At 65.1% G+C, this 11510-nt stretch carries 12 protein-coding genes; 7 read left to right on the top strand and 5 right to left on the bottom strand.

Features of this window, described 5'->3' with window-relative positions:
* Positions 1–20: 20 nt before the first annotated feature.
* Positions 21–371 (bottom strand): flagellar hook-basal body complex protein FliE, encoded by a 351-nt coding sequence (locus tag ACRQ5J_RS17705; RefSeq protein ID WP_432378479.1) that lies wholly within the window; start codon positions 369–371, stop codon positions 21–23.
* 597 nt (positions 372–968) lie between these two features.
* On the opposite strand from ACRQ5J_RS17705, the gene ACRQ5J_RS17700 reads away from it, so the two are divergent.
* The 7 genes from ACRQ5J_RS17700 to ACRQ5J_RS17670 are packed head-to-tail and all read left to right on the top strand — an operon-like array spanning position 969 to position 7371.
* A complete protein-coding gene (locus tag ACRQ5J_RS17700; RefSeq protein WP_432378477.1) occupies positions 969–1913 on the top strand; it encodes a FliM/FliN family flagellar motor switch protein in 945 nt (314 codons plus the stop codon).
* 3 nt (positions 1914–1916) lie between these two features.
* Positions 1917–2288 carry a FliM/FliN family flagellar motor switch protein gene (locus ACRQ5J_RS17695; protein ID WP_432383677.1) on the top strand — a complete coding sequence of 124 codons (372 nt, stop codon included), beginning with the start codon at positions 1917–1919 and terminating at the stop codon, positions 2286–2288.
* A complete protein-coding gene (gene fliP / locus ACRQ5J_RS17690; protein WP_432378476.1) occupies positions 2285–3058 on the top strand; it encodes a flagellar type III secretion system pore protein FliP in 774 nt (257 codons plus the stop codon). The genes ACRQ5J_RS17695 and fliP overlap by 4 nt, the downstream gene beginning before the upstream one ends.
* A gap of 13 nt (positions 3059–3071) precedes the next feature.
* The gene (fliQ, locus tag ACRQ5J_RS17685) at positions 3072–3344 is read left to right on the top strand and encodes a flagellar biosynthesis protein FliQ (protein ID WP_432378474.1); all 273 of its coding nucleotides are present in this window, start codon (positions 3072–3074) and stop codon (positions 3342–3344) included.
* A 16-nt stretch (positions 3345–3360) separates the two neighbouring features.
* Positions 3361–4152: a flagellar biosynthetic protein FliR gene (locus ACRQ5J_RS17680; protein ID WP_432378472.1), complete on the top strand. Its 792-nt coding sequence runs from the start codon at positions 3361–3363 to the stop codon at positions 4150–4152.
* Positions 4145–5287: an EscU/YscU/HrcU family type III secretion system export apparatus switch protein gene (locus ACRQ5J_RS17675; protein WP_432378470.1), complete on the top strand. Its 1143-nt coding sequence runs from the start codon at positions 4145–4147 to the stop codon at positions 5285–5287. Before ACRQ5J_RS17680 ends, ACRQ5J_RS17675 begins: the two co-directional genes overlap by 8 nt.
* On the top strand, positions 5284–7371 hold the full coding sequence (locus ACRQ5J_RS17670; protein WP_432378468.1) for a flagellar biosynthesis protein FlhA: 2088 nt from the start codon (positions 5284–5286) through the stop codon (positions 7369–7371). Before ACRQ5J_RS17675 ends, ACRQ5J_RS17670 begins: the two co-directional genes overlap by 4 nt.
* Before the next feature lie 84 nt (positions 7372–7455).
* Here ACRQ5J_RS17670 and ACRQ5J_RS17665 read toward each other — a convergent pair whose 3' ends face one another.
* From ACRQ5J_RS17665 to ACRQ5J_RS17650, 4 genes are all read right to left on the bottom strand, one after another.
* On the bottom strand, positions 7456–8226 hold the full coding sequence (locus ACRQ5J_RS17665; protein WP_432378466.1) for a class I SAM-dependent methyltransferase: 771 nt from the start codon (positions 8224–8226) through the stop codon (positions 7456–7458).
* Between the two features lie 14 nt (positions 8227–8240).
* Positions 8241–8600, bottom strand: a complete 360-nt coding sequence (locus tag ACRQ5J_RS17660; protein WP_432378464.1) for a hypothetical protein — start codon at positions 8598–8600, stop codon at positions 8241–8243.
* Positions 8540–10414 (bottom strand): tetratricopeptide repeat protein, encoded by a 1875-nt coding sequence (locus ACRQ5J_RS17655; RefSeq protein WP_432378462.1) that lies wholly within the window; start codon positions 10412–10414, stop codon positions 8540–8542. Before ACRQ5J_RS17655 ends, ACRQ5J_RS17660 begins: the two co-directional genes overlap by 61 nt.
* Before the next feature lie 103 nt (positions 10415–10517).
* Positions 10518–11504 (bottom strand): hypothetical protein, encoded by a 987-nt coding sequence (locus tag ACRQ5J_RS17650; RefSeq protein WP_432378461.1) that lies wholly within the window; start codon positions 11502–11504, stop codon positions 10518–10520.
* Positions 11505–11510 lie beyond the last annotated feature (6 nt).

The raw sequence follows: 11510 nt of genomic DNA, 5'->3' as shown, positions 1-11510 counted from the left end.
TTGATTGCTTTCGCGGAGGCTTACAGCGGTAATTTGATCAGTTCGTCGAGGCCGCCCATGACCTTGTTGCGTACTTGCATCAGCATCGAGAACGACAGGCCGGCTTCCTGGCTGGCCAGCATGGCGCCGACCAGGTCGTCGCTCTTGCCGGAGTCGACATCGGCCATCTTCTGGCCGGCCTCGACATCCTGCACATTGACCTTGTCGATGGCGTTCTGCATCGACTGGGCGAAGGAAAAGGCGGCGTGCTGCTCGTGCCCGCCAAACTGGTTGGCGGCGGCGATCTGGGTGCTGCTGTTCGCCAGGTTTTGCGCCGCATTGGTCAGCGACGCCAGGTCGGCCTGTATCAGGCTGGAGAAACCGTTACTCATCTTGCTACCCCCGTTTTTGCGGTGTTGGGACCGCTTTGAATCCAGACGACTACCATAACGAGATTGCCGAAAAGCAGCAAGTCTAATGGCAGATTATGTGACGTTCTATAGCGAACCTGCTACACATCCATTGTGCATGTCACATTTTTGTAAGAAAGCTAGTGTACCGATGTCGGACAAAGCCGGACACGCGGACCGGTGCGGGCCCGCAGCGCGCCGGGCTGCCGTGGTGGACGTTGTGGCAATTGTCAATTCTCCGCAGCGCGCCGTGGATGGTCGCCTGAAACTGTTATCTCGAAGCAAATCTCGTTATAAATCATTCACTAAGCGCCATGTGTTGATGTATGTTGCGGAGCAGCGTAAGGCCCCCACAACTTGAACTAAGCTTACCGGCTAGCAACTTTCTTGTAAAGTGAAATTTGTCTTGCAGGAAATTTTCCAGCCAAATATTGTTCGTTAGCAATAATGTGAATTTTCGGGTATGCTGCTACCGGAATCATCCCGCCGTCACAAATAATTGCGCCCGAAGTAACCAGTTTTTAGCTGGATAGTGCGATGATGGGGGCGTGGGAAAGAATTAACCGCCATGGCCAATACATGACAACGACAAAACAGACGCAACATCAAGTGCTGGACCCATGCCTGCTGGGCCGTCCGGTACACTTGCTGCATATCTTTGCGGCCCAGTTGCGCGACGATCTGGCGCAGTCCATGCGCCTGAATATGAACCGCCGCTACTGGGGCGGTTTTCAGGTGCAAGAAGTCGGCTTCAGCCGGCTGGAAGGCAACGAGATCCGCAGCCGCTGGCTGAGCTTTGCCGCGCCCGCCGGCCAGATCGCCTTCGCCATGGAGCGCAAGGTGCTGCTTAGCGTGCTCAACTACCGCTATGGCAGCGGCGCCAAGGCCAAGGCCGAGGCCAAGCCTGATGCCGAGGCCAAGGCCGACGCCAAGGCCGATGCCAAGGCTGACGCCGTGGACGAGAACACGGTGCGCGTGACCGCCACCGAGGAGCGCCTTGCTGTGGTGCTCGGACAACAGTTGGCCGGCACGCTGGCCGGCCGCATCGAGCTCAACCTGCCTGCCAGCGACAAGCCGGCGCCGGCCGAGGGCGAGGGCGGCGCGCCGCACGACGGCGCCGACACCGGGTTCAAGCCGGCGCCCGGTTCGCCGCCGCCCAAGGGCACCTGGATCATCACCGTCACCGTGGCCGACGTGGCCAGCGGCGCCACCGGCCAGTACTGGTTCGCGCTCGACAAGGCGCTGATGTCGAGCGTGCTGCGCGGCCTGCTGCGCGACCGCGACAATGGCAAGAAGGCCAGGAACGCGGCGCCGCTGGCGCAGCGCCTGCAGGTGGGCCTGATCGGCCGCCTGGCCAGCAAGGAAGTGTCGCTGGGCAGCTTGTACGATTTGCAGGTCGGCGACGTGATCCCGATCAGCCTGTCCAGGGCGGATGTGCTGCTGGAAGAATCGCGCCTGTTCACGGCCGCGGTCACCGAGCACAAAGGCAAACTCTGTTTAACCTCTTTTGAAGACGCAGAATAAATGATGAACATGAACGTAGCCAATCCTAGCGACGCCCTGCTGGAAGACCTGTCCGAAGAGATGATCATCGACCAGCCCGGCGCGGAGCTGACCGATCTGCCGCCCGCCGCGCCGCGCCGCGACCTGCCGGCCATGATGCGCAAGATCCCGGTCACGCTGACGCTGGAGGTGGGCTCGGCCCGCATCTCGCTGGAGGAGCTGATGAACATCGGCCCCGACAGCGTGGTCGAACTCGACGTGCTGGCCGGCGAGCCGCTGGTGATCAAGGTCAACGGCACCGCCATCGGCCGCGCCGAGGTGGTGGTGGCGGGCGAGAACTACGGCCTCAAGGTGCTCGACCTGGACGGCCTGAATCTGGACATGATGACCCCATGACCTGCGCTGTGAACGCGCGCTGGCGGCGCCGCCTGCTGGCGGGCGCGCCGGCGGCCGCCTTGCTGGGCCTGGCATTGCTGCCGGGCGCGGCGCAGGCGGTCGACCTGCTGGCCAACGTGGTGCCGGGAGCCAAGACCGAGCTGACGGTCAAGATGCAGATCCTGATCATCATGACCTTGCTGGGCTTGCTCCCGGTGATGGTCATGATGATGACCAGCTTTACCCGCTTCGTCATCGTGCTGTCGCTGCTGCGCCAGGCGCTGGGCCTGCAACAGGGCCTGCCCAACCGGGTCATCACCGGCGTCGCGCTGATTCTGACGCTGCTGGTGATGCGCCCGATCGGCAACGAGATCTGGGCCGACGCCTTCGTGCCCTACGACCAGGACAAGATCGGCCTGGAGACGGCGCTGCAGATCGCCGAGAAGCCGATTTCGCGTTTCATGATGGCGCAGACCAGCAAGGCGGCGCTGCAGCAGATCGCCCACCTGGCCGGCGAGGACAAGATCACCGACCCGACCCAGCACGCGTTCACCGTCAAGCTGGCGGCGTTCGTGCTGTCGGAGCTGAAGACCGCGTTCCAGATCGGCTGCATGCTGTTCATCCCGTTCCTGGTGATCGACCTGGTGGTGTCGTCGGTGCTGATGGCGATGGGCATGATGATGCTGTCGCCGCTGGTCATTTCGCTGCCGTTCAAGGTGCTGCTGTTCGTGCTGGTCGACGGCTGGACGCTGACCGTGAACACGCTCGTGACGAGCATCCAGGCTTACTGAGAGAGCGACGCCGATGCTGACACCTGAAATTGCCGTCGATCTGGTGGTCGAGTCGCTGCACATCGTGATGCTGCTGGTGGTGGTGCTGGTGGTGCCCGGCCTGGTCGTCGGCCTGCTGGTGGCGCTGTTCCAGGCCGCCACGCAGATCAACGAGCAGACGCTGAGCTTCCTGCCCAGACTGCTGGTCACGCTGGTGGCCATCATCCTGGCCGGGCGCTGGATGTCGACCTATCTGATGGACTTCTGCGTGTCCATCTTTACCCGCGCCGCCACGCTGGTCGGCTAGCCGCTGCGCCCGCGCCATGGAATCCGTCCTGACCCAGTTGCTGCCGCTGCTGACCGCCATCTGGTGGCCGTTCTGCCGCATCCTGGCGATGTTCATCGGCGCGCCGGTGCTGGGCGAGGCGGTGACGCCGACCACGGTGCGCATCCTGATCGCGCTGGTGCTGGCGATCCTGATGCTGCCGCTGACCGGCGGCGCCGACTGGGGAGCGGCGGCGATCAACCCGTTCTCGCTGCACGGCGTGGTGGCCACCATCGAGCAGGCGCTGATCGGCTTCGTGCTGGGGCTGGCGTTCCACTTCGCGATGGCGGTGATCGGCGTGCTGGGCTTCCTGGTGTCGTCGCAGATGGGCCTGTCGATGGCGGTGATGAACGACCCGATGAACGGGCAGTCGTCGGACGTCACCTCGGCGCTGCTGTCGACCCTGGCCATCATCGTCTTCTTCGCCATCGACGGCCACCTGGTGATCGCCAACGTGATCGGCCAGAGCTTCAAGGCCTGGCCGCTCGGCCACGGCTTCGGCAACCAGCTGCTGGAGGCGGTGGCCTACAACGTCGCCTGGATTTTCTCGGCCGCCATGCTGCTGGCGCTGCCGGTGGTGTTTTCCACCATGGTGGTGCAGATCGGCTTCGGCTTCCTCAACCGCGTGGCGCCCAGCCTGAACCTGTTCGCGCTGGGCTTTTCGGTGATCACCATCTTCGGCCTGCTGATGCTGACGCAGGTGGTGCGTTTCATCCCCGAGCACTATATCCGCATGACCAATATGGTGCTGGAGCTGATCCGCCAGCAAATGCAGGTGGCGCATGGCTGACGACAGCACCGGCGATAAAACCGAGAAGGCGTCACAGCAGAAGCTGAAGAAGTCGCGCCAGGAAGGGCAGGTGGTGCGCTCGCGCGACCTGTCGACCGCGATCGGCATCCTGGTCAGCCTGAAGCTGTTCGTCTACCTGCTGCCGACCTATCTGGCCGAGTTCAACGAGGTGTTCCACCAGAGCTTCGCGCCGCTCGACGGCGACGGCGCCATCGACAACGCGCTGTCGATCGTGTTCAGCACCTCGATGGTGTTGCTGATCAAGATGGTGCTGCCGCTGTTCGTGGTGCCGCTGTTCATCGTGCTGGGCGCCATGGTGCCGGGCGGCTGGGTGATCTCGGCGAAGAACCTGGAGCCCAAGCTGTCGCGCATGAGTCCGATATCGAACATCGGCCGGCTGTTCAGCGGCAAGCACGCGTTCGAGCTGCTGATCTCGATCGGCAAGGCCGGCGTGCTGATCGCCGTGCTGATTCACGTGGCGCGCTCGATGGTGCCCGACTACACGCAGCTGCAGATGATGCCGCTGGGCCAGGCGTTGCTGTCGGGCTCGAACCTGATGCTGGACGGGCTGATGTCGCTGGTGGCGGTGTTCATCATCTTCGCGCTGATCGACGTGCCGGCGCAGGCCTGGTTCTTCGCCAAGAACCAGCGCATGTCGAAGCAGGACTTGAAGGAAGAGCACAAGACCACCGAGGGCCGGCCCGAGGTCAAGGGCCGCATCCGCCAGTTGCAGCGGGCGATGGCGCGGCGCAGCGCGCGCAAGACGGTGCCGACCGCCGACGTGGTGATCGTCAACCCGGAGCACTACGCGGTGGCGCTGAAGTACGACCTGGACAAGGCGGCCGCGCCGTACGTGGTGGCCAAGGGCGTCGACGAGATGGCGCTGTACATCAAGCAGCTGGCGGCCGAGTTCAAGATCGAAACGATGGCGCTGCCGCCGCTGGCGCGCGCCATCTACAACACCGCCCAGGTCAATCAGCAGATCCCGGTGCAGCTGTACCAGGCGGTGTCGCAGGTGCTGAATTATGTGCTGCAGCTGCAGGCATTCCGTGCCGGCCGGCGTCAGGCCGAACCGGTGCCACCAAGAGAAAGTGAAGTTGTTGTGCCCACATCCATGAGCGAGGTTAAGCAGTGAATTTTTTGAAAACGCTGATTGCGGAGGCACGTCGCCATAAGTTTGCCACCCCGGCATTCCTGTTGATGATACTGGCGATGATCATCTTGCCGCTGCCGCCGATATTGCTGGACGTGATGTTCACGTTCAACATCGTGGTGGCGCTGATCGTCATCCTGGTGTCGGTCTCGGCCAAGCGGCCGCTGGACTTCTCGGTGTTCCCGACGGTGATCCTGGCCACCACCATGCTGCGGCTGACGCTGAACGTGGCGTCGACCCGGGTGGTGCTGCTGCACGGCCACGAGGGCACGGCCGCGGCCGGCCACGTGATCGAGGCCTTCGGCAACGTGGTGGTGGGCGGCAACTACGTGGTCGGCATCGTGGTGTTCGTGATCCTGATGATCATCAACTTCATGGTGGTGACCAAGGGCGCCGAGCGCATTTCCGAGGTGTCGGCGCGCTTCACGCTGGACGCGCTGCCGGGCAAGCAGATGGCGATCGACGCCGACCTCAACGCCGGCCTGATCAACCAGGAGAAGGCCCAGCAGCGCCGCATGGACGTGGCCACCGAGGCCGACTTCTACGGCGCCATGGACGGCGCCTCGAAATTCGTGCGCGGCGACGCCATCGCCTCGATCCTGATCCTGATCATCAACATGGTCGGCGGCGTCGCCATCGGCGCGCTGATGCAGGACATGTCGTTTGCCGACGCCTTCAAGCAATACGCGCTGCTGACCATCGGTGACGGCCTGGTGGCGCAGATCCCGGCGCTGCTGCTGTCGGCCGCGGCGGCGATCCTGGTCACCCGCATCTCGGACTCGGGCGACTTCGAGCAGCAGGTCGGCAGCCAGGTGCTGACCTCGCCGCAAGTGATGTTCAGCGCGGCCGGCATGATGATGATCCTGGCGCTGGTGCCGGGCATGCCGTGGCAGATGTTCGTGCCGTTCGCGCTGGTGCTGGGCTATGTCGGCTGGAAGCTGCTGAACCGGGTGCAAAAGCCCGACACCTCGAATATCGACGCCATCGAAGCGGCGCTGCGCGACGACCGCCAGCCCGACCTCGACTGGCACAACCTGCCGATCGTCCATCCGCTGCAGGTGGCGGTCGGCTACAAGCTGGTGACGCTGATCGACAAGGCGCACGGCGAGCTGCTGACCAAGCGCGTGCGCGGCGTGCGCCAGAGCATCTCCGAGGCGATGGGCCTGCTGCTGCCGCCGATCACCGTGCGCGACGACCTGGGCCTGAAGCCGACGCAATACTCGGTGATCCTGTCGGGCAGCGTGGTGTCGCAGGCCGAGGTGTTTGCCGACCGCCTGATGGCGATCCCGTCGCCGAACGTCTACGGCCAGATCGACGGCATCCCCGGCATCGAGCCGGCCTACGGCATGCCGGTGACGTGGATCGAAACCAGCGAAAAGGCCAACGCGCTGGGCCTCGGCTACCAGGTGGTGGAGACGCCGAGCGCGATCGCCACCCACTTGTCCAAGCTGATCCGCGAATACCTGCCGGAGCTGTTCCGCCACGAGGACGTCTCGGCCATGATGGACCGGCTGACATCGATCTCGCCGAAGCTGGCGGGGGCGCTGGACAAGGCGCTGACGCCGACCCAGTTGCTGCGCGTGTTCCGCGTGCTGCTGGCCGAAAACGTCTCGCTGAAAGACATCGTCCCGATCGCCACCACGCTGGTGGACAGCTCGGAAACCACCAAGGACCCGATCCTGCTGGCGGCCGAGGTGCGCTGCGCGTTGCGGCGCCAGATCGTCACCGCGCTGTTCGGCCAGAAGACCGAGATGCAGGCGTTCAACCTGGGCGGCGACCTGGAAAACATGCTGCTCGGATCGCTGAACCAGGCGCGCCAGAGCGGCAAGGTGGTGCTGGACAACTACCCGATCGACCCGCACCTGCTGGCGCAGCTGCAAGTCAACATGCCGGTGGCGCGCGAGCAAATGAAGCAGCAGGCGACGCCGCCGCTGCTGCTGGTGCTGCCGCAGATCCGGCCGTTGCTGGCGCGTTACGCGCGCCTGTTCGCGCCGGGCCTGCACGTCCTGTCCTACAACGAAATCCCCGAAAACCGCGAAGTCAGCATCATCGGCACCGTCGGCTAAATCCGGGGTCAGGTCGACAAACGCACACGGGCTCAACTGCGCAGCAGTTGAGCCCGTGTGCGTTTGTCAGACCTGACCCCGGATTTAGCCGGTCAGCTTGCTTGCCCATCGGGGCAGGCGGTTGAATATGCAGTGGAGGCCGCCGTTGAAGCTGCCGAATTGCAGGCCGCGCTGCTCGGCCAGCTTGATCAGGCTTTGCTTGGAGAACAGGCTGATGTGGCCGTTGCGCGGCGCGGCATACCACCACGTCAGCCGCTTGTTGGGCTCGATGTTGCCGTCCGATAGCAGGGTGCTGAAAATGACCACGCATTCGTCTTCCATCAGCGCGGTGATGTTGTCCATCAGCTCGTTGACGTCGGGCACGTGTTCAAACACCTCGAACGCGGTGACCAGGTTGAACTTGCCGAGGTCGCCCACTGTGCGCTCGCTGCGCGGGAAGGGATCGAAGCTGCTGGAGTTCCAGCCGCGCTCGCTCAGCTTGTCCGACAGCACGCCGCTGCCGCCACCATAGTCCTGATGGCGGATCTCGGCCGACTGCTCGCCGAACAGCTGTTGCAGGAAGTCGGCATTGCCCAGCGGCCGCGCGCTGACGTAATCGGGATCGATTTCGACATAGCGCTCGTTGTACACGTGCTGCTGGAAATCCTGCTCCGACCAGCGTCCAAACTCGGGCGCCAGCACGAAGCCGCAGTCCGTGCAGCGATGGTAGTACACCGGCCAGCCGCACAGCGGCATGCTGTGCTGCCGGTCTTCCAGGCATATCTTGTTGAAGTCGAGGACGTCGTGAATGACCGTGGCGGCCTGGCACACCGGGCAGGCGATGCCGGCCGGCGTGGCGATGATGTTGGGCTGCATGCTTTGCTTCCGTGTTAGCTGGTGTGCAGTTTCAAGCGGCCCGCACCGTCCGCTGCCGGCAGCTTTTTCAGGTCGGCTTCGATGCGGGCGATGACCGGCGACCAGTCGCCGATTTTCTCCTGGCGGTACAGCGTCGCGCTCGGATACCACGGACTGCCGGCGCCTTGCTCGAGCCAGCGCCATTCGAACGGCGTCGGCAACATGATCCACACCGGCTTGCCGAGGGCGCCGGCCAGGTGGGCCACGCTGGTGTCGACCGTCAGCACCACGTCCATCAGGTCGCACAGCGCGGCGGTGTCGCTGAAATTCTTGATCAGATGGCTGACCTGGCGCACCGGCAGTTGGTCCAGCGCCTGCTGCTCGTGCGCACGCACTTCTTTTGCAGGCTGATAAATTCATAGTCCGGCGTGAACAGCCTGGCCAGCGTGGCCAGCGGCAAGCTGCGGTTGTGGTCGTTGCTGTGCCCGATCTTGCCGCTCCAGACGATGCCGATGCGCGGCCGGGTCCGGGGACCGAGCGTGGCAGCCCATTCCTCGCGCCGGGCCGGGTCGCTGCGCAGATAGTGGGCTGGCGCCGGGACGCTGTCGAGGCGCGTGTTGAACGCAGCCGGCAGGCTCATCAACGGTATGTGGTAATCGAAGACCGGCAAGTCGTCGCCATGCGCGACCACCTGGTCGACGCCGTCCAGCGTATGCATCAGCGGCGCCAGGTCGCGCCAGACCTCCAGCACCACGCGCGCGCCGCGCTGTTTCGCCAGCGCCGCGTAGCGGCTGAACTGGATGGCGTCGCCGTAACCCTGCTCGGCGTGCAGCAGGATGGTTTTGCCTTGCAACGGCTCGCGTCCGCTCCATTGCGGCTTGAGGAAGCGGCGCCGCGTGTTATAGGTCGGCAGTTCTTCCGCCTTCCAGCGCCATTCGTAATCCTGGAAGCCGCGCTCGTAGTCGCCGCGCGCCAGCAGGATCAGCCCGCGGTTGACGTGCGCCAGCGGCGAGTCCGGCCGGATTTCCAGCGCCTGGTCCAGCCGTCCCAGCGCCTGGTCGCGCAGGCCGATGGCCGCCAGGATGCCGGCCAGGTTGATGTGCGCGCTGGCGTTGTTCGGCGCGAGCTTGCTGAGTTTTTCAAAGGCCAGCAGCGCCGATTCGTATGTCTGTTGCTGCTGCTGCGCCGGCAGCGGCATGCCGTGCCGTGCGGCGCGTTCCATCTTCAGGCGCAGCGCCTCGCGCAGGCCCTGTACCGCCTCGGCGTGCTGGCTGGTGTTGTCGAGCGCGCGCGCGTGCAGGCGTCGCAGTTCCTCGTCCTGGGCGTCCAGTTCCAGCGCGGCCGCATACATGGCCGCCGCCGAAGCGTGGTGCTGCAGCTGCTCCAGCTCGGCGCCGCGCTGGCGGTAGGCCGCAGTCAGCTCGCGCTGGGTCGCCAGCGCAGCCTCGTCCGCCCGTTGCGCCGCATCGGCCTGGCCGGCCGCGCGCAGCGCGAGCGCGTGTTGCCGGTGGGCCTGCACATGCTGGGGCGCCAGGCGGACCGCCTCGCCGAGATGCTGCAAGGCCTGGTCGTGGCGGGCGCCGGCCAGCAGCAGGCGCCCGAGGTTGTAGTGGGCGTCGGCGTAGTCCGGCAGCAGCGCCAGCGCCTGGCGGTAGTTGTCCTCGGCCTGTTCGTTGCGGCCGAGGTCCTGCAGGATATTGCCGCGAACATTGAGCGCTTCGACATTCTGCGGGGCCAGCGCCAGCGCCTGTTCGGCGTTGACCAGCGCCAGGTCGTAGCGGCCGCTCTGCCACAGCAGGAAGGCGCGGCTGTTCCAGGCCTGGTCATCGCCCGGCTCCAGCGTCAGCGCTTGTTCATATGCTTGCAGCGCCTCTTCCGTGCGCATCAGGCTTTGCAAGGTGACGGCGCGGTTGAAATGGGTGTTGGCGTCGTTGGCGACCAGCGCCAGCGCGCGGTCGTAACTGCGCAGCGCGTCTTCCATCAGCTGCATTTCGCGCAGCGCGTTGCCGAGGTTGTTATGGGCGGAGGCGCGCTTGGGCTCGACTGCAAGCGCCGAGCGGAAAAAGCTGGCGGCCGCTTCGAAGTTGCCGCTCTGGAAGGCGGCAATGCCGGTATTGTGCAAGGCGTCGAAATGCTGGGGCGCGATTTGCAGCACCTGCTCATAAGCCTGCAGCGCTTGCGGCAGCTTTCCTTCACGGTGAAACTGCATGCCTTGTGCGAATAACTGCTGTACGTTCGATGAAGTTGCCATGAGTGATAGTAGAGAAAAGAGGGGTTCTTACCAGTAGCGCCCGGCCGCGCGGGCCCGGCGCCTATTGTAGTTCATCGGCCACCGCCGGCTGCGACAGCAGCGTGGCCACTTCGGCCATGGCCTTGAACAGCGGCAGCGTCAGCGCCGCCGTGTGCAAACGGCTCGGATGCGTGTGGTCGCCCGACGCCACCAGCAGTTCGCGGCGCAGGCGGAAGCGCAGGATGGTCAGGCCGGCGCGGCTGACCACGGCGGCCAGTTGCGGCAGCACTTCGCGCATGTGCTGCATGGCGGCCGTCTGCGCCGCGCCGATTTCCATGACCACGCCGTTGCTGCTGGCCGGCTCCATCTGGATCACCACCCGGCCGACGCCGGGCAGCATCAATTCCAGCCGCAAGGCCACGCGCGAGCGGCGCCGGCGGTTGCGGTCGTATTCTTCGTCTTCCTTTGTCACCACCCGCAGCACAAGGCGCTCGGCACCCCAGGCGAACACGGCGAAACGCCACGGCTCCATTTCGGTAACCAGCGGCATGCCGGGGCGGCTGTCGCGCGGCGTGTGGTCGGCCATGAACAGGCTCGACGGCAGATGCTTGCCGCTGGCCTGTTCCAGCCAGGCGGCGCGCTGTTCGGCGTAGGTGCGGATCATGACCTGCCACGAGGCGGCCATCAAACTGGTATCGGGCGGTTGCCACACCAGCTGGCGCGACAGGAAGACCTGGTTGGGGCGCATCGCGGCCGGGTCGCCGCCATCGGCCGTCTCGGCCAGCGCGGCGGCCAGCGCTTCGGCGGCGCCGGGCGGCAGTTGCCGGCCATCGGGGCCGTCGACAATGGTGCCGACCGCTTGCGGGCCGCCAGTGCCGTTCGGCCCGGCGGGGGCAGCGGGCCGAGCGGGAAATCGGTATCGAGCGGGCCTTCGCTGCCGGGCACGCGCGTGACCTGGCCGGGCTGCGCCAGCGGCCGGTCGGGGACGCTCAGGGGGCGCGACGCTGCTCCGATACGATCTACAGCCATCAGGCTCGCTTTCTGAAAAGGCGGATATAAAAAAGGCCAACCGAAG

It is taken from the genome of Duganella sp. P38 (assembly GCF_050859475.1).
Classification (GTDB): Bacteria; Pseudomonadota; Gammaproteobacteria; order Burkholderiales; family Burkholderiaceae_D; genus Rugamonas.
This window is presented reverse-complemented; position numbering and strand designations above follow the sequence as displayed.